The sequence below is a fragment of the Nonomuraea sp. NPDC050404 genome (assembly GCF_040655495.1).
Classification (GTDB): Bacteria; Actinomycetota; Actinomycetes; order Streptosporangiales; family Streptosporangiaceae; genus Nonomuraea.
In genome coordinates, this window is record NZ_JBFAKB010000027.1 from 111,347 (window position 1) to 135,300 (window position 23,954).

The 23,954-nt window shown below is 72.8% G+C and carries 14 protein-coding genes; 9 read left to right on the forward strand and 5 right to left on the reverse strand.

Going from position 1 to position 23,954, the window contains the following annotated elements:
• Window positions 1-13: 13 nt before the first annotated feature.
• From AB0I81_RS49400 to AB0I81_RS49435, 8 genes are all read left to right on the forward strand, one after another.
• The gene (locus AB0I81_RS49400) at window positions 14-6,763 is read left to right on the forward strand and encodes an SDR family NAD(P)-dependent oxidoreductase (protein WP_360673699.1); all 6,750 of its coding nucleotides are present in this window, start codon (window positions 14-16) and stop codon (window positions 6,761-6,763) included.
• Window positions 6,760-8,925 carry a beta-ketoacyl synthase gene (locus tag AB0I81_RS49405; RefSeq protein ID WP_360673702.1) on the forward strand — a complete coding sequence of 722 codons (2,166 nt, stop codon included), beginning with the start codon at window positions 6,760-6,762 and terminating at the stop codon, window positions 8,923-8,925. Before AB0I81_RS49400 ends, AB0I81_RS49405 begins: the two co-directional genes overlap by 4 nt.
• A complete protein-coding gene (locus tag AB0I81_RS49410) occupies window positions 8,922-10,481 on the forward strand; it encodes a PfaD family polyunsaturated fatty acid/polyketide biosynthesis protein (RefSeq protein ID WP_360673705.1) in 1,560 nt (519 codons plus the stop codon). Before AB0I81_RS49405 ends, AB0I81_RS49410 begins: the two co-directional genes overlap by 4 nt.
• Window positions 10,482-10,483: 2 nt before the next feature.
• A complete protein-coding gene (gene accD, locus AB0I81_RS49415) occupies window positions 10,484-12,223 on the forward strand; it encodes an acetyl-CoA carboxylase, carboxyltransferase subunit beta (RefSeq protein WP_360673708.1) in 1,740 nt (579 codons plus the stop codon).
• On the forward strand, window positions 12,220-12,804 hold the full coding sequence (locus AB0I81_RS49420) for a biotin/lipoyl-containing protein (RefSeq protein ID WP_360673711.1): 585 nt from the start codon (window positions 12,220-12,222) through the stop codon (window positions 12,802-12,804). Before accD ends, AB0I81_RS49420 begins: the two co-directional genes overlap by 4 nt.
• A complete protein-coding gene (locus AB0I81_RS49425) occupies window positions 12,804-14,150 on the forward strand; it encodes an acetyl-CoA carboxylase biotin carboxylase subunit (RefSeq protein WP_360673714.1) in 1,347 nt (448 codons plus the stop codon). The genes AB0I81_RS49420 and AB0I81_RS49425 overlap by 1 nt, the downstream gene beginning before the upstream one ends.
• Window positions 14,147-15,148, forward strand: coding sequence for a PDR/VanB family oxidoreductase (locus tag AB0I81_RS49430; protein WP_360673717.1), 1,002 nt, complete (start codon window positions 14,147-14,149; stop codon window positions 15,146-15,148). Before AB0I81_RS49425 ends, AB0I81_RS49430 begins: the two co-directional genes overlap by 4 nt.
• Window positions 15,149-15,346: 198 nt before the next feature.
• On the forward strand, window positions 15,347-16,249 hold the full coding sequence (locus tag AB0I81_RS49435; RefSeq protein WP_360673720.1) for a LysR family transcriptional regulator: 903 nt from the start codon (window positions 15,347-15,349) through the stop codon (window positions 16,247-16,249).
• Window positions 16,250-16,257: 8 nt separating this feature from the next.
• Here the strand turns inward: AB0I81_RS49435 and AB0I81_RS49440 are convergent, their stop codons facing one another.
• The 5 genes from AB0I81_RS49440 to AB0I81_RS49460 all read right to left on the reverse strand — a co-directional run bounded on the left by AB0I81_RS49440 (window position 16,258) and on the right by AB0I81_RS49460 (window position 22,518).
• A complete protein-coding gene (locus AB0I81_RS49440; RefSeq protein ID WP_360673723.1) occupies window positions 16,258-17,262 on the reverse strand; it encodes a cation transporter in 1,005 nt (334 codons plus the stop codon).
• Between the two features lie 71 nt (window positions 17,263-17,333).
• Window positions 17,334-19,466 carry an alpha-galactosidase gene (locus AB0I81_RS49445; RefSeq protein ID WP_360673725.1) on the reverse strand — a complete coding sequence of 711 codons (2,133 nt, stop codon included), beginning with the start codon at window positions 19,464-19,466 and terminating at the stop codon, window positions 17,334-17,336.
• Window positions 19,463-20,287, reverse strand: a complete 825-nt coding sequence (locus tag AB0I81_RS49450) for a carbohydrate ABC transporter permease (RefSeq protein ID WP_360673728.1) — start codon at window positions 20,285-20,287, stop codon at window positions 19,463-19,465. The genes AB0I81_RS49445 and AB0I81_RS49450 overlap by 4 nt, the downstream gene beginning before the upstream one ends.
• Complete coding sequence (locus AB0I81_RS49455) at window positions 20,284-21,225, reverse strand: sugar ABC transporter permease (RefSeq protein ID WP_360673731.1); 942 nt, start codon at window positions 21,223-21,225, stop codon at window positions 20,284-20,286. Before AB0I81_RS49455 ends, AB0I81_RS49450 begins: the two co-directional genes overlap by 4 nt.
• The gene (locus tag AB0I81_RS49460) at window positions 21,226-22,518 is read right to left on the reverse strand and encodes an extracellular solute-binding protein (RefSeq protein ID WP_360673734.1); all 1,293 of its coding nucleotides are present in this window, start codon (window positions 22,516-22,518) and stop codon (window positions 21,226-21,228) included. It lies immediately after the preceding gene.
• A gap of 104 nt (window positions 22,519-22,622) precedes the next feature.
• Between AB0I81_RS49460 and AB0I81_RS49465 the strand changes: the two genes are divergently transcribed.
• On the forward strand, window positions 22,623-23,840 hold the full coding sequence (locus tag AB0I81_RS49465) for an ROK family protein (protein WP_360673737.1): 1,218 nt from the start codon (window positions 22,623-22,625) through the stop codon (window positions 23,838-23,840).
• Window positions 23,841-23,954: the final 114 nt, after the last annotated feature.

The window sequence follows — 23,954 nt, forward strand, 5'->3', positions numbered from 1 at the left end:
GAAGGGATCGTAAGTGAACGACCACTCCATCGCCATCGTGGGCCTGGCGGGCCTGTTCCCGAAGGCGCGTACCCACAGAGACTTCTGGCAGAACGTCGTGGACGGCGCCGACTGCATCGAGGAGGTGCCGCCCTCCCGCTGGCTCATCGAGGACTACTACGACCCCGACCCGGGCGCGCCCGACAAGACCTACTCCACGCGCGGCGGCTTCGTCCCCGACGTGCCGTTCAGCCCGCTGGAGTGGGGCCTGCCGCCCAACCAGCTCGAAGTGACCACCGTCGTGCAGATGCTCAGCCTGACCGTGGCCCGGGAGCTGCTGTCGGACGCGGGCGCGCCCGGCTCCTCCTGGTACGACCCGTCCCGTACCGGCGTCGTGCTGGGCGTGGCCGGACCCACCACGTTGTCCCACCCGCTCGCCGCCCGGCTGAGCACCCCCGTGCTGAAGGCGGTCGTGCGCGGCTGCGGCCTGAGCGAGCAGGACGCCGAGGAGATCGCCGCCCGGTACGTGGAGGCGTTCCCGCCGTGGGAGGAGAACTCCTTCCCCGGCCTGCTCGGCAACGTCATCGCCGGCCGGGTCGCCAACCGGCTCGACCTCGGCGGCATGAACATGACGGTGGACGCGGCCTGCGCCAGCTCCCTGTCGGCCGTGCACGTCGCGATCGGCGAGCTGCTCTCCGGCCGGGCCGACATGATGATCACCGGCGGCTGCGACACCGAGAACTCGATCTTCGGCTACATGTGCTTCAGCAAGACGCAGGCGCTGTCGAAGTCGGGCCGCATCCGGCCCTTCGACGACGGGGCCGACGGCACGCTGGTCGGTGAGGGCATCGGCATGCTGGCGCTCAAGCGCCTGGCCGACGCCGAGCGCGACGGCGACCGGGTCTACGCGGTCATCCGCGGCGTGGGCTCCTCCAGCGACGGCCGCTACAAGAGCATCTACGCGCCGCGCGCCGAGGGGCAGGCGCTGGCGCTGCGGCGGGCGTACGAGGACGCCGGCTTCTCCCCGGCCTCGGTCGGGCTGTTCGAGGCGCACGCCACCGGCACCGCCGTCGGCGACAGGACCGAGCTGACCGCGCTGCGCGAACTGCTCGCCGAGGCCACCGACGAGCGGCGCTTCGCCGCCATCGGCAGCGTCAAGTCGCAGATCGGCCACACCAAGGGCGCCGCCGGCGCGGCGAGCCTGATCAAGTTGTCGCTCGCCCTCTACCACAAGGCGCTGCCGCCCACGATCAACGTCGAGACCCCCAACTCCGCCATCGACTTCGCCGACGCCGGCTTCTACCTCAACACCCACACCCGCCCGTGGATCACCGACCCGCGCCGGCCGGTGCGCCGCGCCGCCGCCTCGGCGATGGGGTTCGGCGGCACGAACTTCCACGTGGTGCTGGAGGAGACCGCCGCCGGCCGCGCCGCCGTGCGCACCCGGCACCGCACCGCGCGGGCGTACCTGTGGCACGCTCCCGACCCGGCCGCGCTGCTCGGCCTGCTCCGCTCGGGGGCGGAGCCCGCGCGCGGCCCCATCCCCGACGATCACTGCCGCATCGGCTTCGCCGCCACCGGCGACCCCGCCACCGGCGACCCCGCCCCGCTGCTCGCCGCCGCCATCGAAGGGCTCGCATCCGCTACGGAAGAGCCCTGGTCCCATCCCCTGGGCGTGCACTACCGGCCCTCGGCCGTGCCCGGCCTGCGGGTGGGCGCGCTGTTCGCCGGTCAGGGCAGCCAGTACGTCGGCATGGGGCTGACCTCCGTGCTCAACAACCCGCTCGTCGGCTCCGCGTTCGACGAGGCCAACGCGGTGTTCGGGGACCGTACGCTGGCCGACATCGTCTACCCGCCGGCCTCGTTCGACGGCGAGAGCGACGCCGACCGCGAGCAGACGCTGCGCCGCACCGAGCACGCCCAGCCCGCCATCGGCGCCCTGGCCGCCGGGCAGTTCCGCTTCATGCGGGCGCTCGGCCTGGAGTGCGCGGCCTTCGCCGGGCACAGCTTCGGCGAACTGACCGCCCTGTGGGCGGCCGGGGCGCTGGACGACGCGACCTACTTCGAGCTGTCGCGGGCCCGCGGCCGGGCCATGACGCCGCCGCCGGGCCGGGACTTCGACGCCGGCGCGATGCTGGCCGTCCAGGCCGACCGCGAGACCGTCGCCGACGTGCTGCGCGAGCACCCCGAGGCGGCCATCTGCAACCACAACGCGCCCGACCAGATCGTGGTCGGCGGCGCGACGGTGGCGGTCGTCGAGGCGTCGGCGGCGTTCAAGCGGCGCGGCATCGAGGCCACGCCGCTGCCGGTGGCCGCCGCGTTCCACACCGAGCGGGTGGGGCACGCGGTGACGGCCTTCCGCGAGGCGCTGGCCCGGGCGGAGGTAGGCGAGCCGCGGCGGCCCGTCTTCGCCAACACCCGGGAGGCCGTCTACGGCTCCGACGCGGAGGCGAACCGCGACGTGCTGGCCCAGCAACTGCGCAGGCCGGTGGAGTTCGTGGCGGTGCTCGAAGCCATGCGCGAGCAGGGCTGCGACGTCCTGGTCGAGTTCGGGCCGAAGCAGGTGCTCTCGCGCCTGGCCGAGCGGACGCTCGGGGACGCCGTCATCGCGATCCCGACCGACCTCGGGCCCAAGGTGGACGGCGACCTGGCGCTCAAGCGGGCCGCCGTACAGCTCGCCGTGCTCGGCGCGCCGGTCAGCGACATCAACCGGTACGACGACGAGACGCCCGCCGCCGAGCCGGTCACCGGCATGACCGTGACGCTGAACGGCCGCGACCACGTGCCCGACAGCAGGCGGGCGGCCTACGAGGCGGCCCTGGACGGCTCCTACCGGGTCACACTTCCCACCCACCCCGCCGCGCCGCTTTCGGAGACCGCGCCGCTTTCGGAGGCCGCGCCGCTTTCGGAGGCGAACGGCACCCGTACCGATGCCTCGTCCGGGGCCCCGGCCTCCAGGCCCGAGCATGTGGCACCCGCCACCTCGCTCGCGGTACCGGCCACCTCGGCCGTTTTCGTGCCGGCTTCGGGCGCGGCTTTCCACCAGATCGCCGCCGACCACCTCGACCTGCACTCCCGCTATCTGGAGACGCAGAGCCGGATCACCGACGGCCTGGTCGAGGCGCTTAGCGGGTCGCCCGCCCCGTCGGCGCACGCGGCCGTCGAGGCCGTCGCCGGGCACAGCCTGGCCATCGGCGAGGCGCACACGCGCGTCAACGAACTCCTGGCCGGCCTCGCCGAACTCGAACTCCGCCACAACAACGCCGCCGCCACCCTTCCGCCGGCGGCACCCTCCACCCGGCCCGCACCGGCGGCGTTCCACCCGCAGCCGGTCCCCACCCAACCCCCACCGGCGGCATTCCGCACGCAGCCGGTCCCACTCACCATCCCGGACGCGCTCGCGCCGGAACCCGAGCCGACTGTCCCGCCCCTGCCCGCCCCCTCCCCGGCCGGAACGTCGCAGACCGACGTCATGCCGGCGCTGATTCGGATCGTGGCGGAGAAGACGGGCTACCCCACTGAGTTGATCGCTCCTTCGATGGATTTGGAGGCGGATCTTGGGGTGGATTCGATCAAGCGGGTGCAGATTCTGGGTGTGTTGCGGGATGAGTTCCCGTCGTTGCCGGTGGTGGCTCCGGAGCAGCTTGGTGAGTTGCGTACGCTCGCCGATGTCACGGGTTTCCTCACCGGTGCGGATGAGGTGCCGGTGGAGTCGGCGGGGATGGACGTGATGCCGGCGCTGATTCGGATCGTGGCGGAGAAGACGGGTTACCCCACTGAGTTGATCGCTCCTTCGATGGATTTGGAGGCGGATCTTGGGGTGGATTCGATCAAGCGGGTGCAGATTCTGGGTGTGTTGCGGGATGAGTTCCCGTCGTTGCCGGTGGTGGCTCCGGAGCAGCTTGGTGAGTTGCGTACGCTCGCCGACGTCACCGGCTTCCTCACCGGCGCGGACGGCCCGGATCAGACGGACGCTCCCGCTCCGCCCGCCCCCGCCGCGGAACCGGCACAGATCCGTCGCAGTCTCCTGGAGATGCGCCCCCTGCCGCCCGTGGACGAACGACTCGGCGCATACGGCGACAAGCCGGTCGCCGTGCTCGACGGTGAGGGTGCCCAGAGGCTCGGGGACGAGCTGGAGTTGCGGGGCTGGGAAGTGATCCGGCTGTCCCGCCCGGCCCAGGAGAGCGACCCCGGCGACCTGGCCGGCTGGGACGGGGAGACGGCCGAGCAGGAGCTCGCCGCCCAGCTCGACGGCCTTGAGCGGATCGACCTGTGCGTCACCTCCCTGCCCGCCACCGGCCACTGGCACACGAACGTCCGCGCGCTCGCGGGCTCACTGCTCCTCGCCAAGCAGGTCGTCCCGCGTCTGGCCGACACGGCGGCGGCCGCCGGTAGGGCGGCGGACGGCGGCGCGGCGGCAGGCAGTGGTGCGGCGGCGGGCAGTGGTGCGGCGGCGGGCGGTACGGCGGTGGGTGGCGGCAGGGCGGCCTTCCTCGCCGTGACCCGCCTCGACGGGGCGCTCGGCCACGGCGGAACCGCGCGGCCCGAGGAGGCGCTGCTCGGCGGCGTGGCCGGGCTGGTCAAGACGGTACGCCGCGAGGAGCCCGGCATCTTCGCCCGCGCCGTGGACCTCGCCCCCGGCCTCCCGGACGACGCGGTCACCGGGCATCTGCTGCGCGAACTGGCGGACGCGGACATCCGCAGCGCCGAAGTCGGCATCACCCCGGACGGCCTGCGCCAGACCCCGGCCTTCACTCCGGACGGCCGGGCTCCCGGCTTCACCGGCTTCACCGGCTTCACCGGCTTCACCGGCTTCACCGGCTTCACCGGCTTCACCGGTGAGCCGCAGGACGCGGTGCGGGACGTGGAGGTGGCCGACGGTGACGTGATCGTGGTCACCGGCGGAGCGCGCGGGGTCACCGCGACCTGTGTGCGGCGGCTGGCGGCCGTCGCCGGGCGCGGGGAGTTCGTCCTGCTCGGCCGTACCGAGCTCGCCGACCCGCCCGCCTGGACGGAGGGACTGGACGCGGACGAGCTCAAGACCCGGCTCATCGAGACCATGCGCGCGGACGGCGTGTTGCCCGTGCCGCGCGAGGTGGCACGGCAACACCGCGAACTGCTGGCCCAGCGAGAGATCCGCGAGACCCTCGACGCGGTGACCGCGACCGGGGCCCGCGCGAGCTACCTGGCCGTGGACGTCACCGACGCCGCCGCCGTACGGACCGCCCTGGCCGGGCACGCCGCGCGCGTCACCCACCTGGTGCACGGCGCGGGCGCGCTCGCCGACGCGCGGCTCACCGACAAGACCGCGCAGGACGTACGGACCGTGCTGAGCGCCAAGCTGGACGGGCTGAGGGCCGTCATGGACGCCCTGGACGACGCCCCGCTGCGCCACCTGGTGTTGTTCGGGTCGGTCGCGGGCGTGTTCGGCAACCCGGGACAGTCCGACTACGCGCTGGCCAACCAGGCGTTCGGCCGGATCGCCGCGAGCTGGAAGCACGCCGCCCCCGAGCGGCGGGTCACGACCATCCAGTGGGGTGCGTGGGACGGCGGCATGGTCACCCCGGACCTGCGGGAGATGTTCCTGGCCCGGGGCGTCACGCTGCTCCCGCCGGAGGTCGGCGCGGAGATGTTCGCCGAGCAGTTCACCCCGGCCCGGCACGATGAGGTCGAGGTCCTGATCGGCCCGGACGGCCCCCTGACCGGCGACACCCCCGCCCGCCCCGCCATGTCCCCGGCCGGCCCCTCGATCGGCGGCGCGGCTGAGTCCTCGGCCGGAGGTGAGCCCGTGGGCCTGGTTGACCGGTTCGTGGCGGTGCGGGAACTCCTCGGCCTGGTGGAGGACCCGGTCATCCGCGACCACCGCGTCGGCGAGCACCCGGTGCTTCCCGCCTCGGCCGCGCTCGGCTGGATGGCCACCACGCTGGAGCGGGCCAACCCCGGGTTCAGCGTCGTCGACGTGCGCGACTTCGACGTCCAGCGCGGCATCGTCTTCGACGGCACAGGCGCCCCGGAGTCCGGCGCGAGCGCTCCGGCGTCCGGTGCGGGCGGTGCGGGGTTCGGCGCGGGTCGCGCTGAGCCCGGCTCGTCCGGTCCGACGTCCGGCCCGGCGTCCGGTACGGGGTTCCGTCTCGTCGCCGAGCCCGGCGAGCCCGACGCCCACAGCCGCTTGGTGGTCGCCGCCTCCGTCCGGTCCGGACCGGTCGAGGCGGAACGTTCGCACTACCGGGGCGTCTTCACCCTGGCCCCACATCCGGCTCCGGCTCCCACGACGCGGCCCCACCAGGTCGGCGAGGGACCGGAGGACGGGCTGCGGGCCTACGCCGACGCGGACCTCTTCCACGGGCCGCTCCTGCAGGGTGTGCGCAGGCTGCTGGAACGGCAGGAACGCAGCCTCGTCGCCGAGTGCCGCCTGGAGGACACGCCGATGGCGGCCGGCGCGTACGCCTCGGCGCTGCACAGCCCCGTACTGGGCGACGTCGTGTTGCAGGCGGCGGCCGTGCTGGGCGTGTGGTTCATGGACGCGGGCTGCCTGCCGCTGGCGATCGCCCGCTGGGAGTTCTTCGCGCCGCTGCCGGCCGGCACGCCGTACGTCGTGGCGGTCGGCAACCTCAGGGACGCCCCGATGACCGTCACGGTGGACGTCACCGTCTCCGACCCCGGCGGCAGCGTCCTGCAGCGGCTCACCGACGTCACGGTCGTGGCCACGCCCGGAATGCGCGCCAAGTTCCGCGAAGCGGTACGGCTGCGCGAGGGCGAGCACGGAACGGAAGAGAACCGATGACCCTCATTTCCGACCAGATCCCCACCGATGAGCTGATCTCCTTCGACGGGCAGGCGTTCGACGTCCTCGCCTACCCCGCACCCGCGCAGCCCCCGGCGACCGTGCCGGACAAGGATGTCGAGGAGCGCGGGGACGACAACCCGGTGGCCGCGGTGGTGCGCCGCATCCGCGCGGGCCTGATGGCCGCACACGCCTCGGCCCTGGCCACCCAGGAGGCGCTGCAACACCTGAGCCTGGCCACGGCAGGCGCCCCCACCGGCACCAACGCCGAAATCACCGACCACCACGAGACCGATCCCGCCGCCACCCTGTACGACGCGACCGTGTACGACGCGACCGTCTACGCCGTCACCGTGGCGCGCACCGAGAACCATGGGCTGGACGTCCTGGCGACGCCGCTCACCGCCCCGGCGCCCCGTACGTACCCGGAACCCGAGACCACCGAGGGCGCGTTCAAGCCGCTGGCCGCCACCCCCGTCACCCGCCTCGGCGCCGACGACCTGCGCAGGCTGCGCGACGGCGACGTGCCCGGCGTCTTCGGCACCGCCTACGACCAGGACGGCTGCAACCCGGAAGTGCGCCTGTCCACCGCCCGCCACGGCCTGCTCACGGAGGTCAAGGAGATCGTCAGGCGGGCGGGCACGTGGAACAACGGCAGCCTGCGGGCGTCCTGCGCGCTGCCGGGCGCGCAGGACGCCCCGGTGGCCGCCGTCACCGAGGCCGTCGTGCAGGCGGCCCAGGTGTTCGCGCTCGGCGTGGGCCTGCACCTGTGCCTGGCCGGGGTCGCGTTCGAGCCCGGCGGCGCGGAGGTCGAGCTGGCCGCCGCGCCCACTTCCGGCGAGCACGAGTTGCTGCTGGAGGTGTCCGGGATCGACCTGATCCCCCGTCCCTGGCTCACGGTGGAGGCCGAACTGCTCGCGGGCGGCGCGGTCGTGGCCCGCGTACGGGGGCTGAAGCTTGAGCTGCGGGAACGGCCCGGCACGCCCGTCGGGCCCGAGGAGGGCGGCGTCGTACCGGCCTTCCTCGGCCGCAAGAACGCCACCGGCGAGCGGGCCCTGCTCGGCGAGTTCCACATGATCCACAGCTCGCGCGGCGACCTGACCGTCCCCCTCGGCCCGGAGTTCGCCCGCAGCGCGGGCCGCCGCGCCACCCGCATGCCCAGCGGCGGGCTGCGGCTGTGCGACCGGCTCATGAGCATCGACGGCGTACGGCACGACCTGACGCGCGGCGTGAGCGAGAGCGAGTACGACTCCCACGCCGACTCCTGGTACTACCTCGAATCCGCCGGCGCCGATATGCCGAACGTCATCCTCATGGAGACGTCCCTGCAGTCGGCCCTGCTGATGGGCTACCACCTGGGCGCCACCCTCACCGACCCCGAGGAGGACTTCGTCCTGCGCAACCTCGACGGCACCGCCACCCTCCTGCGGCACGTGGACCTGCGCGGCAGGACGATCAGGCAGCGCTCGGAACTGCTGAACACCAGCGTGCTCAAGGGCGCGGTGCTGCAGAACTTCAGCTACGAGCTGAGCGTGGACGGCGAGCCGTTCTACCGGGGCGAGTCGTTGTTCGGCTTCTTCTCGCAGCAGGCGCTGGCCAACCAGACCGGCCTGGACGGCGGCCGGTACGTCCCCACCTGGCTGGACCGGCAGCAGGAGCCGCCGCGAATGCGCCGGATCGAGGTGGGCATGCGCGAGCCGGGAGGCCCGCCCGCCTCCATCGGTCACCTGCGCCTGCTCGACGACGTGTGGGCCGCCGACGAGGCCGGCGAGCACGGCAAGGGTTACCTGCGGGCGGTCCGCCCGGTGGGCGATCACGACTGGTTCTTCCGCCGCCACTTCCACCTCGACCCGGTCATGCCCGGCTCGCTCGGGGTGGAGGCGGTGCTGGAGGCGATGCGGGAGTGGCTGGTGGACTCCGGGCTGGCCGCCCACCTGCGGGCGCCCGAATTCGTCCAGCCTGCCGGGCTCGCCCTGTCCTGGCGCTACCGGGGGCAGATCCTGGCCACCGACGGCGAGATGACGCTGGAGGTGCACATCAAGGACGTGCTGCGCGACGACCGGCGGGTCCGCGTGGTCGGCGACGCCAGCGTGTGGAAGCCGGGCCTGCGGATCTACGCCCTGCAGGACGTGGCGATCGAGCTGCGGGAGGCCGGCTCATGACGATCACCGCGACCGGGCGCCTGGCCAGGACCTCCGCCGAGGTGTACGAGGTGCTGGCCGACCTGGAACGCCCCTGCTTCGTCGTGGCCCTCACAACCGGATCGTCAACGGGCCTGGCGCTCACCGGCGACGAGTCGCTGGCCCGCTCGGCCGGGGCCCGCGTGCTGGCCGTCGCGCCGCCCGTGTCCCCCGACCGGCTCGGCTCGGCGGGCTTCCGCCGCGACCATGGCGTGCGGCACGCGTACATGGCCGGCGCCATGGCCAACGGCATCGCCTCCGAGCAGTTGGTGACGGCCATGGCGCGGGCCGGATACCTGGCCTCCTACGGGGCCGCGTCCACGGTGCCCGACCGGGTGGACGCGGCGCTGGCCGCCATCGCCCGCCAGGCCGGCGGCGCGCCGTTCGCGTGCAACCTCATCCACAGCCCCAGCGAGCCCGCGCTGGAGAGGTCCACCGTGGACCTGTGCCTGCGCCACCGGGTGCCGGTCGTGGAGGCGTCGGCGTTCCTGGACCTGACGCCGCAGATCGTCCGGTACCGGGTGCGCGGGTTGTCGCGCGGCCCGGACGGGGCGGTGCGGATCGGCCACCGGGTGATCGCCAAGCTGTCGCGGGCCGAGGTCGCCGAGCGTTTCCTGCGGCCCGCGCCCGAGCCGATCCTGCGCGACCTGCTGGCGGCCGGCGAGATCAGCGCCGAACAGGCCGAGCTGGCCGGAACGGTGCCGATGGCCGACGACCTCACCGCCGAGGCCGACTCCGGCGGGCACACCGACCGCCGCCCGCTGGCCGTGCTGCTGCCCGAACTGCTGCGGCTGCGCGACTCCCTCAGGAGCCAGGTACGCATCGGCGCGGCCGGCGGCATCGGCACCCCCGAGGCCGCCTACGCCGCCTTCGCCATGGGCGCGGCGTACGTGGTCACCGGCTCCATCAACCAGGCGGCCGTCGAGTCCGGCCAGTCCACGGCGGTCAAGGAACTGCTGGCGGCGGCCGGGGTGGCCGAGTGCGAGATGGCGCCGTCGTCGGACATGTTCGAGCTCGGCGTGGACGTGCAGGTGCTCAAGCGCGGCACGATGTTCGCCGCACGGGCCAAGAAGTTGTACGAGCTCTACCGCACCTGCGACGGCCTCGACGACATCCCGGCGGCACAGCGGGCCGACCTGGAGGCCAAGGTGTTCCGCCGCCCGCTGGCCGACGTCTGGCACGACACCGTCGCCTACTTCGCAGAACGCGACCCCGCCCAGATCGCCAGGGCCGAGAACGACCCCAAGCGGCGCATGGCGCTGGTCTTCCGCTGGTACCTGGGCCTGTCCTCCCGCTGGGGCATCACGGGCGACCGGCAGCGCGCGGCCGACTACCAGATCTGGTGCGGCCCGGCGATGGGCGCCTTCAACGCCTGGGCGGCCGGCACGCACCTGGCCCCGGTCGGCAACCGGCACGTCGCCGGCCTGGCGGCGCAGATCATGCGCGGCGCCGCGTTCACCGGCCGGGTGGCCGCGCTGCGGCTGGCCGGGGCCACGCTGCCGGCCGGCAGCACCTCCTACCGTCCCAGCGAGGGTTGATCGTGAACAAAACCGCCACCCGATCGACGTGGCTGCTCTGTCCCGGCTGCCGAGAAATGCTCTACGGCCGCAGCTTCGAGCGCGCCGCCAAGGTGTGCCCGCACTGCGGCCACCACGCCAGGCTCAGCGCTCCCGAACGGCTCGCGCACCTGCTCGACCCGGAGTCGATGCGCGTACTGGACTTCGAGATCCCCGACGCCGACCCGCTGAGCTTCACCGACACCGTCCCCTACCCCGAGCGGCTGCGCGCCGCCCGCGACCGTACCGGTCTGGAGGAGGCCGTGATCTGCGCGCGCGGCACGATCGGCGGCCACCCGGTCGTCGTGGCCGCGATGGACTTCCGCTTCTTCGGCGGCAGCCTGGGCAGCGCGGTCGGCGAGGCCATCACGCTCGCCGCCGAGGCCGCGCTGCGCGAGCGCACCCCGCTCGTCATGGTCACCGCCTCGGGCGGGGCGCGCATGCAGGAGGGTGTGTTGTCGCTGATGCAGATGGCCAAGACCAGCCAGGCCATCGCGCAGCTCGACGAGGCGGGCATCCTCACCGTCACCGTCGTCACCGACCCCACCTTCGGCGGCGTGGCCGCCTCCTTCGCCACGCTCGCCGACGTGATCGTGGCCGAGCCGGGGGCGCGGCTCGGGTTCGCCGGGCCCCGCGTGATCGAGCGCACCATCCGGCAGTCGCTGCCCGAGGGCTTCCAGACGGCCGAGTTCCTGCTGGAGCACGGCATCGTGGACGTCATCCGGCCACGCGAGGAACTGCCCGGCACACTGGCCGACCTGCTGGCCGTGGCCGCCAGGCAGGCCCGGCAGGGCGAACAGGGCGGGCAGGATCAGGGCCCCGCGCCCGTGACCGACCCGGCGGACCTGCCCGAGCGAAACTCATGGGAGGCGGTACGCGCCGCCAGAGACCTGGGCAGGCCGTCAACCCTCGACTACATCGCGCTGCTCACCACGGGTTTCGTGGAACTGCACGGCGACCGGCGCGGCGCCGACTGCCCCGCGCTCGTGGGCGGGCTCGGGTACCTCGACGACATCCCGGTCGTGCTGATCGGCACCCAGAAGGGGCACACGGCAGCCGAGCTGAACGCGCGCAACTACGGCATGCCCACGCCCGCCGGATACCGCAAGGCCGCCCGGCTGATGCGGCTGGCCGCCAAGCTGGGCCTGCCGGTGGTGACGCTCATCGACACGGCGGGCGCGTACCCGGGACTGGAGGCCGAGCGGGACGGCGCGGCCGTCGCCATCGCCGAGAACCTCCGGCTCATGGCCGGCCTTCCCGTGCCCACCGTTGCGGTGGTCACCGGGGAGGGCGGCAGCGGGGGAGCGCTGGCGCTCGCGGTCGCCAACCGGGTGCTGATCTGCGCCAACGCGGTCTATTCGGTGATCAGCCCCGAGGGCTGCGCGGCGATCCTCTGGGACGACCCGTCGGCGGCGCCCAGGGCCGCGGAGGCGCTGCGCGTGGACGCGCGGCGGCTGCTGGAGCTGGGCGCGATCGACGCGGTCGTGCCCGAGCCCGGCACGGGGGCGCAGACGGACCACCGGGCCGCAGCCGCGGCCCTGCGCGGGGCGCTCACCGGCACGCTGCGCGGGCTGATGCCGATGGACGCGATGAATCTGGTGCTGGACCGGCACGCCCGCTTCCGCCGCTTCGGCGCCGCGCCGGCCGGGATCGCAGAGGGACAGGAGTCGGCCGCCGAACGGCGGTACGCCGAACGAGGCAGGGGCGAATGGAACAGGGCTTGACGAGCATCCACTCCGGCGAGAGCGCCACGACGGCTGAGCGGGTGTTGCTGGCGGTGCGCGAGACCGCGGCCGCGATGCCGCTTCCGCCCACGCACATCAAGGTCACGGCGGGTGACACGACGGTCGAGCTGTCCTGGGGCCACGCCGGACCCGCGCCACGGACCGAAGCCATGTCGCAGGCGGGCGAGCCCGCGCCGCGGGCGGCGCTGCCCGAAGCCACGCAGGCTGCCCCGAACGGAGCCGCGCAAGTCCCGAACGGAACCGCGCAGGTCTCGAACGGGGCTGCGCAGGCTGCTTCGGGGGAGGTCACGGCGGGAGGGACGGCCGGGGTCGTCAGGCACGTGGGATCGCCGACCGTCGGCGTGTTCTACCACGCGCCCGAGCCCGGCGCCCCGCCCTTCGTCACCCCCGGCGACACCATCACGGCCGGCCAGCAGGTCGGCATCGTGGAGGCGATGAAACTGATGGTCCCCGTCAACGCGACCGAGGCGGGCACGGTCGACAAGCTGCTCGTGCAGGACGGCTCCCAGGTCGAGTACGACGAGCCGCTGCTGTCCTACGTGCCGGCCGGGAGCGCCTGATGATCGGCACCGTACTGATCGCCAACCGTGGCGAGATCGCGCTGCGCGTGGCCCGTACCTGCCGCAGGCTCGGGCTGCGCACGATCGCGGTGCACTCGACCGCGGACCGCGGCGCGGCGGTCGCCGAGCTGGCCGACGAGACGGTGTGCATCGGCCCGCCGCCCGCCAAGGCCAGCTACCTCAACATCCCCGCGATCATCGAGGCCGCGCATCGCACCGGCGCCGACGCCATCCATCCCGGCTACGGCTTCCTGTCGGAGAACGCGGAGTTCGCCGAGGTGTGCGAGGAGGAGGGCATCGTGTTCGTCGGCCCGCCGGCCGGCCTGATGCGCAGCCTGGGTGACAAGGCGACGGCCAGGGAGCTGATGTCCGCGCAGGGGCTGCCGCTGCTGCCCGGCAGCACCAGCGCCGTCGAGACCGTCGCCGGGGCCACGGAGCTGGCCGGCCGGATCGGGTACCCGCTGATCGTGAAGGCGGTGGCCGGTGGTGGCGGGCGCGGCATGCGGATCGTACGCGAGGCCGCCGACCTGGAGACCGCCTACCGGGAGACCAGGGCGGCGGCGCAGGCGGTGTTCGGCGACGGCCGCGTCTACATCGAGCGTTACCTGGACTCGGCCCGGCACGTCGAGATCCAGGTGCTGGCCGACGGGCACGGCGACGCGGTGCATCTGGGCGCCCGCGACTGCTCCGTGCAGCGCCGCCACCAGAAGCTGATCGAGGAGACGCCCGTGCCGGGCGTGGACCCCGCGGTGGTGTCCGCGATGGGCGAGGCGGCCGTACGGGCGGCGCTCGGCGTCGGCTACGTCGGCGCCGGCACGTTCGAGTTCCTGCTGGACGCGGCGACCGGCGGCTACTACTTCATGGAGGTCAACTGCCGGTTGCAGGTCGAGCACCCGGTGACGGAGATGGTGACCGGCCTCGACCTGGTGGCCGAGCAGCTGAGGATCGCGGCGGGGGAGCGGCTCGGCTACGGCCAGGCGGACGTGGCCCCGCGGGGCTGCGCGATCGAGTGCCGGATCAACGCCGAGGACCCCGAACGCGGGTTCACGCCCACCCCCGGGCGGATCGTCGAGTTCAGCGCGCCCGGCGGGCCGTTCGTGCGGGTGGACACGCACGTGCACAGCGAGTACCGGGTGCCCGCGGCCTACGACTCGCTGCTGGCCAAGGTGGTCGTCTGGGCCGAGGACCGGCCCGCCGCCATCGGCCGCATGGGCACCGCACTGGCGGAGACCGTGGTCCGCGGCCCCGGCATGGCCACCACGGCCGCCTTCCTGGGCCGGGTGCTGGACGAGCCCGCCTTCGCGACCGCCACCCACGACACGTCACTGGTGGGGAGGCTGGTGTGAGCGCGCCTGAGCTGGTGGCGCGGGGCGACGCCTCGCCTGGGCCGATGGGGCGCGGCGGCGCGTCGTACGAACTGGTCGTGCGTGGCAAGAAGGAGATCGCCGACGGGGTGGTGCGGCTCGACCTGCGCGACCCCGACGGCGGGCCGCTGCCGGAATGGGAGCCGGGCGCCCACGTGGACCTGGTGCTGGACGACGGCCTCGTACGCCAGTACTCCTTGTGCGGCGATCCGGCCGACCGCTCCCGCTACCTGCTCGCGGTGCTGCGCGAGCAGGACGGCCGCGGGGGCTCCCGGCACGTCCACGACCGGCTCACGCCCGGTGACACGGTCGGCGTGCGCGGGCCGCGCAACCACTTCCCGCTGGTGCCGGCCGCCCGTTACCTGTTCCTGGCGGGCGGCATCGGCATCACCCCGCTGCTGCCCATGCTCGCCACCGCCACGGCCCGCCAGGTGCCCTGGCGGCTGGTGTACGGCGGGCGCACCCGCGCCTCGATGGCGTTCCTCGACGACCTGGCCGCCGCCTACGGTGGCCGGGTCGCGGTGTGCCCGCAGGACGAGATGGGCCTGCTTGACCTGGCCGCCGAGCTGGGCAGGCCCGCCCCCGGCACGGCGGTCTACTGCTGCGGCCCGGAACCGCTGCTTCGGGCGGTCGAGACCGCCTGCGCGGCGTGGCCCGCGGGCTCGCTGCACACGGAGCACTTCGCGCCCAGGACGGACCTGGGCGGGCCGGATGAGGAGTTCGAGGTGACCCTCGCCGCCACCGGCCGCACGCTGCCCGTACCGGCCGATCGGTCCCTGCTGGAGGTCCTGGAGGAGGCCGGGATCGCGATCATGACCTCCTGTACGGAGGGCACCTGCGGCACCTGCGAGACCCCGGTGCTGGACGGCGTGCCCGAACACCGCGACACCGTGCTCACCGAGACCGAACGTGCCGCCGGCCGCTCCATACTGGTGTGCGTCTCCCGCTCCAGAACCCCGCGCCTGGTGCTGGACCTCTAACCCGGCCCCACGACCGCGACCGGCATCGCAGCCCGCGACCGGGCCGAAGGTTCGGTCCGGCGGATGGGGCCGGGGGATTGGGCTGGGGATCGGGCCGGGGGATCGGGTCCTGTGATTCGGGCAGGCGTCCTGGCCCGGTCGGCCGGTGTTCACCGGACGCTTCCCCGCCCTGACTAGCCTCGGCACGGAGGTGGGGCCGTGGAACTGCGTCATCTGATCTCATTCCTCGCGATCGCCGAGGAACTCCACTTCGGGCGGGCCGCCGCCCGCCTGCACCTGGCGCAGCCGTCGCTGAGCCAGCACCTGCAACGGCTCGAACGCTCGGTCGGCGCCGAGCTGGTCCACCGCAACTCCCACGAGGTGCGCCTCACCCCGGCGGGCGAGGCCTTCCGTGAGATGGCGGCCGACATCGTCAACCGGGTGCAACGAGCCGGACAGGCCGCCCGCGCCGCGGCGGCCGGCCGCGCCGGGACCATCCGCGTCGGCTACAACTTCCCGGCCGGGCAGCGCGTCCTGCCCGCCACGCTGGCCGCCATCAACGCCCGGCACGCCGGGATAGACGTCGAGATGTTCGAGATGCGCACCGGCCCGCAGCTCGCCGCGCTGGAGGACAACCGGCTGGACGTCGCCATGGTGTACGGCCGGCCCACGGCGGCGGGCCTGCGCAGCCGTTCCCTGCTCCGGGTCCCCCTGGTGGCGGTGATCGGCCAGCGCCACCCGTGGGCGGGACGCGAGCAGGTGGCGTTCGGCGAGCTGGCGAACGAGCCGTGCATCCTGTTCCGCCGCGACCAGTCCTCCGCCATGTACGACGCCATCTTCTCCGCCGCCAAGGCCAGCGGCATCAGGCTGAACGTGGCCGAGGAGGTGGACGACCCCGGCGCGACCGCCATCATCGCGGCCGTCAAGCCGGTGGTCGGGTTCGCCTCCGCGGTACGCGGCCGGCAGGCGGGCGGCGCGCCGGGCGGCCCGCGGACCACGACGGTGCGCCTGTACGACCCGGTGCCCATGCTCGACCTGCACGTCGTCTGGCACGCCGAGCACGAGCCCGTGGTGGACGCGTTCCTGGCCTGCCTGCCACCCAACCCGCAGGACGCCCTCTGAGGGGCGCGCTAGAACGCCAGGACGACGACGGTGCCCACGTACACCAGCGTGAGCAGCACGCCCTCGAACCCGAGCCGCCCCCAGCCGCGCTGCTGCCGGACCAGCATGCCGCCGAGCAGCACGGTGGTCATCAGCAGCGAGGCGGAGGTCAGGAAGAGCTGGTCGGCGCCCGCCGCGTGATACAGGGACCCGCCGGTGAAGGCGACGTCCCCGACGGCCAGGGTCAGGACGTCGAGGCTGTTGCCGCCGATGATCGCGGCGATGGCCAGCGTCATCGCCCCGCGCCGGACCGCGGCCACGGCGGTGACCGACTCCGGCAGGGCGTTGACCACGCCCATGAGCACGGCGCCGACGAAGCCCGACTGCAGCCCGGTGGCGACCATGATGCTCTCCGCGGCCTTGGCCACGGCCCAGCCCGCCACGGCGGTGATCGCCGCGATGGCGATGAACTCCGCCCACAGGTTCGACAGCCGGCGGCGGCCGAGCCGGCCGTGCGGCTCCGGCTCGTCGGGCTGGCTCTCGTCGGTCTGCACCGCGCGCCACATCGTCGGCTGGGCGTGGATGAGCCGCAGGCCGCCGACATACACCAGGATCATCGCCAGCGAGGCGGGATGCAGCCCGAGCAGGGTCACGTCCGGGCTGAAACTGGCCATCAGCGCGACGCCGAGCAGCATGATGAGCAGCCAGCCGAACAGCAGGTTCTGCGCCGAGGCGGCCGCGTGCTCCAGGTTGGCCCGCCGGTAGGCGAGGTCGGCGAGCACGATCGCCAGCGTCTGCGCCGCGATGCCGCCGACGGCGCTGCTGTAGGCCAGCTCCGGATGCCCGTCCGCGGCGCTCACCGCCGTCATGATGATTCCCGCCACGGAGGTGGCGGCGCCGAACAACACCGCGCCGAACAGCGCCTCACCCCAGCCCGTACGATCCGCCAGCACGTCGCCCAGGGCCACCAGCCGTACCCCGCACACCAGCGTCACCAGCGCCGTCCCCAAGAAGACGGCGATAGCCGACCCCACCTATGACACCTGCCTCTCTCACCGGGAGCACCAACCGTTCCCCCTTACCCAGGAGAAGGCCGTCGATCCGGTCAGGTGAGGAGTTCGAGGTGGACCAGCGTGCTGGCGTAGTCGCCGGTGAGCCTCGGGGTGATTCCGTGGCCCATGAGCAGTGCTCCGGACAGCACCGCGCCGCCGTCCACCCGGTACCTCCCCTCGGGTACGAGGCCGCGCAGCCGGATCGGCGCCGGGTCGGCGTCGTACTGCTGGGCCTCCTGGTAGACGAGGACGACGGACTCCGCGCGGTCGGCGGTCACGTACTGCACCGCCGACGCCGACCGGCCCGGCTCGCCCAGCCGGTGCAGGCGGCCGTGCTGGACGATGTGGCGGATCTCCTTGTACCGCGCGATGTGCCGCCTGGCCTCCTCGGTCTCCTCGGCGGTCCAGGCGTTCAGGTCGCCGCCGATGCCGAGCACCCCGGCCATCGCGACGTGGAAACGGTAGGTCAGCGGCACCCGGCGCTTGTTGATGAAGGTCGGCAGGTCGGTGACCCAGCACGACATCGTGCGCGCCGGGTAGAGGTGGCCGAAACCGTGCTGGATGTGGCGCCGGTCCAGCGCGTCGGTGTTGTCCGACGGCCAGAACTGGTCCGTCCTGGCCATGATGCCGAAGTCGACGCGTCCGCCGCCGCCCGAGCACGCCTCGAACCGCACGCCGGGATGCTCGCGGCGCAATTCGTCGAGCACGCCGTAGACGCCCGTCACATGGTCGAGCCACAACCTGCCCTGCCGGTCCGGCCGCTCCGGCCAGCCCGCGTCGGTGAAGGGCCGGTTCATGTCCCACTTGACGAACTGGATGTCGTTGGCCGACAGCAGCGCGTCCAGCTCGCCGAAGACCCACTCGGCCACGTCCGGCCTGGCCAGGTTCAGCACGAGCTGGTGCCGCATGGCGTGCGGCTCCCGGCCGGCGTAGTGGTAGGTCCACTCGGGACGGGCGCGGTACAGGTCGGAGTCGGGGTTGACCATCTCCGGCTCGATCCACAACCCGAAGTCCATGCCGAGCGCGTGCACCTCGTCGATGAGCGGCTTCAGGCCGTCGGGGAAGCGGTCGGGGTTGACCCACCAGTCGCCGAGCCCGGCCCGGTCGCCGGAGCGCCGGCCGAACCAGCCGTCGTCGAGGACGAACAGCTCGCAGCCGAGGTCGGCCGCCTGCCTGGCCAGCGCGCGCTGCCCCGCCTCGTCCACGTCGAAGCCGGTGGCCTCCCAGGAGTTGAACAACACCGGGCGCAGCTCGCCGGCGGACGGCAGGACGTGGCGCAGCGCGTACTCGTGCCAGGCGTGGCTCATCCCGCCGAAACCGCCCGTCGTGAACAGGCCGGAGCTGACCGGGGTACGCAGCGTCTCGCCCGGGTCGAGGCGGCGCGGGCCGAAGCCCTCGTGACCCCAGCCGAGCAGCACCTGGGCGGGCTCGTCCAGCTCCCGCTGGGCGAGCAGCCGCCACGAACCGCTCCAGTGCAGCGTGGCGCTGTGAACGCGGCCGTGCTCCTCCGTCGCGGTCCCGTCGTCGATCGCGAACCAGGGGTTGGCGTGGTGGCCGGTGATGCCGCGGCGGCTCTCCAGGACGAGGTGGCCGTCGGTGAGGTCGCTCCTGCGCACCCGCGTCTCCGCCGCCCAGCGGCCGGTGAGGTGGGTCATCCGGTGCCGTGGCTGCTCGGGCGTGACCCAGGCGGCGGAGTCCAGCCGGTGTACGTCGACGGTCTCGGCGGCGGAGTCGTTGCGCACGACCACCCAGCGGTCGATGACGTCGCTGTCGTCGTGCACGCGGTAGTGCAGGGCCACGGTCAGCTCGTGGTGCCGCTCCTCGAACCACAGCGCCAGCTCCTGCCGGCCGGGCCCGGTGGTGATCTCGTGCCTGGCCAGCCGCCACTCGACACTGCGCACGGCGCCGGGGAACTCCACCGACAGCGCGGCCCGGCCGAACTGCAGGCCGCCGTCGAGCGGGTACTCCTCGTGCCGGTTGGCCGCCGAGCGGAAGCACACCCACTCCGAGGCCAGCCGCTCGGCGGTGGTGGCCGCCAGGTGGGCGGCGTCCCCGGCGGTGATGGGCGGGCCCCAGTAGGTGTGGACGGGGATGTCGTCGTCCCGTCCGACATACGCCGAGTAGGAGGTGCGCGGGGTGTGGAGCAGCAGCACTCGCGTGGCGGGGTCGTACGTCACCGCGCTCATTTGCCCGCTCCCGCCGTCAGACCGGCCACGAACTGCTTCTGCAGCGCCACGAAGAACAGCAGCACCGGCAGCGAGGCCAGGAACGAGAACGCGTACAGGGTGCCGAAGTTGGTCGAGTACTCGCCCACCGAGCGGTAGACGCCGACGGTGACCGTGGTGCCGGTCTCGGGGCCGAGGATCACCAGCGGGCTGAGGAAGTCGTTCCAGACCCACACCCCGAGGAAGATCATCACGCTGGCGGCGGCGGGCCGCAGCGCGGGGAAGACCACCTGCCAGAACATCCGCAGCCGGGTCGCGCCGTCGAGGCCGGCCGCCTCCTCGATGTCCACCGGCACCGTGCCGAGGAACCCGGCGAAGACGAACACGCCGAACGGCAGGTAGTAGGCGACGTTGGCGAGCACCACGCCGGGCAGCGTGTTCATCAGGCCGATGGTGTCCAGGACCTGGGTGACCGGCTGCAGGATCACCGCCGGCGGGATCATCAGGCCCGACAGCAGCAACAACATCACCGGCCCGGTCCAGCGCGCCTTCGAGCGCACCAGGTAGTGCGCCAGCATGGCCGAGGACAGGGTGAGCAGCAACACCGACAGCACGGTGATCTGCACGCTGTTCAGCAGCGAGGACCAGAACAGGCCGTCCTCGCGCCCGAGCACGGCCGCGAGGTTCTCCCCGGTGAGCGGCGCGGGCAGCCCCAGCGGCGAGGACTGGATCTCGTCGGCGGGCTTGAGCAGGCCCGTGACGACGATGTAGATGGGGAAGAAGAACAACGCGGTCAGCGCGACGGCGAACACCGGCCGCACGACCCGGAACCCGGATGTCACAGGTGAACCTCTCGACGTTTCAGCAGCCGCAGGACGACGCCGGTGACCGCGACCACGATGGCGAGCATGATCGTCGCCTCGGCCGCCGCGAACCCGATCCGGTCGCCCCGCACGCCCTTCTCGATGACGTCGAAGGCGATGGAGGCGGTGGCGTTGCGCCCGGGGCCGCCGTTGGTCAGCACCAGGATGTGCTCGTAGATCTTGAAGCCGCTGATCAGCAGCATGACGGTGTTGATGGTGACCGAGGCCGCGATCATCGGCCAGGTGACCGACAGGAAGCGCCGCAGCCGGCCGGCCCCGTCCATGAGCGCCGCCTCGTGCAACTCCTTCGGTACGGAGTTCAGCCCGGCGATGTAGACCACCACGCAGAAGCCCAGCATCTGCCAGCAGAGGATGCCGGCGATGGAGTACAGCGCCAGGCCGGGATCGGACAACCAGCGCGGGGCGTCGTCCACGCCGAGGTCGGCCAGGATCGTGTTCAGCACGCCGTCGGGCCGCAGCAGGCTCTGCCAGATGACGCTGACGACGATGCCGCTCAGGATGACGGGCGTGAAGAACACCGAGCGCAGCAGCCGGTAGAGCAGGCTCTCCCGGTTCAGCAGCAGGGCGATTCCGAGGCCGAGCACGTTCGGCACGATCACCACGATCAGCGTGACGACCACGGTGTTCTTCAGCACCAGCCAGAACTGCCCGTCCTGGAACAACCGGCCGAACTGCCCGAACCCGATCCAGCCGGTCTGCGGGCCGAACCGGGTCTGGTCGGTGAAGCCGAGGACGACGGTCCACAGGATCGGCACCAGGACCAGCACGCCGTACAGGAAGAGTCCGGGCAGGGCGAAGCCGGAGAACTCACGCGCTCTGCGCAGCCGGCCACCCTGGCGGTAGCGGTGGCGGGGCGAGCCGGGCATGGGGGAGGACCTCTCGATCAAAGGGAGCATCTACTGGACGGCGGCGTACTCGTCGTTGAGCTTCTTCGCCACGGTGGCGGCGTCGGAGGTGCCGTCGAGCAGTTCGACCGCGAGTTGCTGGATGGGCACGGTGACCTCGGCGGGCAGGCCGTTGTCGCCCTGCTCGATGGTGAAGGCGGGCGTCACCGTGCCGTCCTTGACCGCCTTCTCGTAGATGGCCAGCGTCTGCTTGAACAGCGGGCCCATGTCCGCCGGCGGCCGGTAACCTGCGACCGTGTTGAAGGTGCCGTCGGCCTTGGTGAAGGCGTCGGCGGTCTCCTTGTCCCTGGTCCACTCCAGCGCGAACTTCTTCGCCAGCTCGACGTTCTCGGCCTTCGCGCTGACGCTGATGCCGCCGCCCGTCAGGTTCGGCACCACGGCCTTGCCGTCGTCGCCGGGCCAGGCGAAGACGCCCACCTCGAACGGAGGCTTGTCGTTGTCCACCGAGGTGGCGAACCACGAACCCATCGGGTACATCGCGGCCGACCCGGCACGGAAGGCCTTCTCGTGGTCGGCGTAGGAGCGGCTGGTGCCCTCCTTGTCGAGGTGGCCGAGCTTGGCGAGCTGGGCGATCTTCCCGGTCGCCTTGACGAAGGCCGGGTCGGTGAAGTCCTTGGCCTTGGACTTGATCTCCTTGTTGAAGCCCGGGGATCGGAGGAAGACGTCGGTGCCGAGGACGCCGACCCACGCGTACACGCTGGCGAAGGTGTCCTGGCCGCCGCCGCCGACCGCGATCGGGGTGATGCCGGCCTTCTTCAGCCTGGCGCAGACGTCCAGGAACTCGGCCCAGGTGGCGGGCGGCTTGTCGATCCCCGCCTTGGCGAAGTCGTCCTTGTTGTAATAGAGCAGCGACTGGGGCTGGGCGTTGGTGGGCAGCTGGTAGGTCTTGCCGTTGATCGCGCCGGACTGCGGCGAGGCGTACTCCTTCAGCTCTTCCGGTGTGAACTCGGCGAGCTGGCCGCCTTCGGCGAATCCCTGCGGGTTGACCGCCATCATGATGTCGGGGAGCTGGCCGGAACCGGCGAGCTGCTTGGCGAAGGTGGTGCGGTCCACGTTCGGGGTGACCAGCTTCTTGATCTTGATGCCGGGGACCTTGGCGGAGACGCGCGCGATCGCCGAGTCCCACAGGGTGGCCGGCAGGTTGGGGGTCTCGAACGTGAGCATCGTCATCTCGGCGGTGCCGCCGGATGAGGGCTGGGCGGTCGTGCCGCCGGCGGCACAGCCGGTGAGAGCCAGCGTGGTGAGCGTCGCGAGAACGAGCGCCCCTCTCCAACGTGCTGCCATGGGGGTCCCTCCGGGTCTGCCGTTCGGCAATCGTTGATCGCTTGACTGTAATATGCAGACGAGTTTGCATTATTGTCGCCGTGAGCATAAGGATCCCTGATCGGATGAGTCAAGACAGGAAAGCAGCCGCCAGGCTCGGAGACTCGTCGTTGTTGCGACGGCTGAACATCGCCGCCGCCCTCGACGCCTTCATCAAGGCCCCCTCGCTCACGCTGCGCGAACTGCGCGACGTCATCGGCGTCTCACGCCCGACCGCCGAGGACCTCCTCGCCGAACTCCTCGAAGAGGGCCGGGTGGAGGAGACCGCGCCGCCGCGCCAGGCCAACGGCAGGGGAGCGGGCCGGCCGGCCCGCTACTTCCGCTTCCGCGCCGAGTCCGGGTACGTCGCCGGGATCGACATCGGCGCGCACAAGACGCTCGCGGTGGTGACCGATCTGCGCGGCAATCCGCTGGCCTCGCACCGCAGGGAGCTGGACCCGGGCCTTGACGCGCCGGAGCGGTTGCGGGCGGCGGTGGAGACGGCGCAGGAGTGCTGGCGCGCGGCGGGTCTCGGGGCGGGCGAGATCACCGGCGCGGCCTGCGGGGTGACGGGGATGTTGCGGGCGCCGGAGGGCCTGTTCGACGTGGCCGCCGGGCAGGCCGGGTCGGGGTTGCGGCCGTACTCGCTGCCCGGGTTCACCGAGGTGGACGTGGCCGGCACACTGTCGGACGGGCTGGGACTGCCGGTGGCGGTGGCCAACGACGTCAAGCTGGCCGCGCTGGCCGAGCAGTGGAAGGGCGCGGCCCGGGACCACCGCGACATCGTCTACATGTTCGCGGGTCACCGGGCCGGCGCCGGGGTCCTGCTGGACGGCCAGGTGCACGAGGGGCGGCACGGCGCGGCGGGCGAGATAGGGGTCCTGCCGATGCTCGGCTGGGAGTCCGCGGTGGCCCGCCTGCACGCCCGAGGCGCGGAACTCGCGGCGGGAGGTGCCGCACCGGCGGGGCGGGAGGGTGAGCTGGTCATCGCCTCGGCGGCGCGGCAGGACCCGGAGAGCCTGGCGGTGCTGATCGAGTTCGCCGAGGTGCTCGCGCGCGGCGCCGCCGCCCTGGCCCTGGCGGTGGACCCGGAGATCGTGGTGCTCGGCGGCGGGATGTCACGCGGCGGGGCGATCATCGCCGAGCCGTTCCGCCGCGAGCTGGCCAAGTTCACCATGTTCCCGATCGAGGTGGTCACCTCCACGATGGGCGCCGACTCGGTGGCGCTCGGGGCCGCCCGGATGGCCCTCGACACGGTCGTCGGCTCGTTGCTGGAAGTGCCCGGGATTGATCCGAGGTCTTGACCGCCGGTCACCGTCGTTGGATCATCGGGATTCCGATTAGGCAGAGTTGTTTGCATTATTTGCCCGATCGTCCCGACGAGAAAGCCGGTGGCCATGAAACTCCCCCCACCCTCC